2 protein-coding genes are annotated in these 1,999 nt (G+C 28.9%); one reads left to right on the forward strand and one right to left on the reverse strand.

The features are described from left to right. Positions 1 to 1,014: DNA recombination protein RmuC (gene rmuC, locus ACTG3V_RS15495; protein WP_439133075.1), on the reverse strand; the 1,014-nt coding region annotated here is incomplete at its 3' end. A 157-nt stretch (positions 1,015 to 1,171) separates the two neighbouring features. Here rmuC and ACTG3V_RS15500 point away from each other — a divergent pair. Further along, positions 1,172 to 1,711, forward strand: coding sequence for a 1-acyl-sn-glycerol-3-phosphate acyltransferase (locus ACTG3V_RS15500; protein ID WP_439133076.1), 540 nt, complete (start codon positions 1,172 to 1,174; stop codon positions 1,709 to 1,711). Positions 1,712 to 1,999 lie beyond the last annotated feature (288 nt).

Below are 1,999 nucleotides of genomic sequence, written 5' to 3' on the forward strand. Positions count from 1 at the left end.
TTTTTCAAAAGCTTTGTTATACAGATGATTGTCTGCATTTAAAGCCACTGCAAATGCAGGCTCAATAGGGATAAAAAGCAATACAAAATCGGGAGATTCTATTTGATACAAATCCTCGTATTTTTTTGATGATAATTGCTCTATATGGCGTTTTAAAGAATTTACATGATCTTTTAAAAACTGTTCTTTCTTAGGTTCATCATCTTCATTAATAAACTGCTCATAAGCCGTTAATGAAACTTTAGAATCCACAATCATTTTTTTATTGTCTGGTAAATGGATCACAACATCGGGTAGTACTCTTTTGCCTTCTTCTGTGGTAAAACTTTGCTGTACAAAATATTCTCTATCTTTCTCTAATCCAGATTTTTCTAAAACACGTTCCAACACCAATTCGCCCCAATTTCCTTGCATTTTACTATCACCTTTTAAGGCTTTGGTTAAGTTTAATGTGTCTTTACTCATTTGCTGATTCAGTTCTTTTAAACCTACGATTTGCTGACGTAAAGCTGCATGATAATCAATACTTTCTTTATGCGTTTTATCAACCTTATCTTCAAAAACCTTTATTTTTTCTTGTAAAGGATTTAAAATATTTTTGATGTTTTCTCTATTTTGCTCTGTAAATTTATTCGATTTTTCTTCGAGAATTTTATTCGCCAAAACTTCAAAATCATTGGTAAATTTCTTTTGTAATTTTTCAACTTCTGCTTTATGTTCTTCTAATTTTAGCTGTAAGTTTTTAATTTCTGAATCTTGACGCGTATTTAACGTCAATAAATCTTCTTTTTCTTGCTGGCTGTTTTTAATTTCTTTTTGAAGTTCTATATAATTATTTTCAACCATATCTTTAGATTGTTGCAATAAATTTACACGCTCTTCTAAAGTAGATTTTTCTTTTTCTACACTAGTTTTTTCTTTTTCGAAATTTAATTTGGATAAGATTTTTCCGATATAAAAACCGATTAAACTAAAAATCAATGCTATGATAAAATAAGTAATAATGTCGCTCATGCTGTATAATTATAATAGCGTAAAAGTAAGGAATATTATATTTTTTTATGATGAATTACGAATTTGATGTATAGAAAAATTATTGGTCTAATAAATCTAATTAAGTTCTGTTTAAAAAATAATTAATCCTTAATTTCGTTGATTCATTAAAAAATCAATGAAAAAAATAGCGAGATTTATCTTATTCACAATTTTAGGCTGGAAATTTAAAGGCGATTTTCCTAAAAACATCAAAAAATATGTGGTAATTGCTGCACCTCATACCAGTTGGGTAGATTTTCCTATTGCCATTTTAGCAAGAATGGCCTCTGGGGTAATGGTTAATTTTATTGGTAAAGATTCTTTGTTTAAAGGTCCTTTTGGATTTATTTTTAGAGCTTTAGGAGGTACACCAGTAGATAGAACTAAAAGCGATAACTTGGTAGATGCTATTGTTCAAGTTTTTAATTCAAAAAAAGAATTTCGTTTAGGATTATCTCCAGAAGGAACCCGAAAAAAAGTAACCGAATGGAAAACTGGGTTTTATTATATAGCCAAAGGTGCAAATGTGCCAATTGTTATGGCAACCTTAGATTTTGAAAATAAACAAATACAATTTTCTGAACCTTATTACACTACCGCAAACAAAACGCAAGATTTTGCTCATTTTAAAGGGTTTTTCTTGAATGTAAAAGGGAAAAACCCTGAGTTATCTTAATATGTTTCTTTAGTTTTAATAGAAAAAGTACTTTTAACCTACATTTCTTTTAAGTTTAAAATTTAGGGGTTTTTACAATAAAGAAATGCATAGTTTTTCATTGTTACAAATTGTTACAACTAGGTCTCCAAAAAGCAATTTTTGGAGATTTTTTTGCTTTTAACGAATACAAACTTAAAAACACAAGAGTTATTGATCAATTGCTTGCACTATATTTTTTGGCTACTTTTTGAGCGATTCCTACAATCACTTCAGTCGCTTTAATCATAGACTCCACAGGGACATACT

It is taken from the genome of Polaribacter sp. (assembly GCF_965660385.1).
In the GTDB taxonomy this organism is placed as follows: Bacteria; Bacteroidota; Bacteroidia; order Flavobacteriales; family Flavobacteriaceae; genus Polaribacter.

What these genes read in the sequence shown, in the direction of transcription:
- ACTG3V_RS15500 (WP_439133076.1), top strand. Translation starts at nt 1,172, where the DNA reads ATGAAAAAAATAGCGAGATTTATCTTATTCACAATTTTAGGCTGGAAA.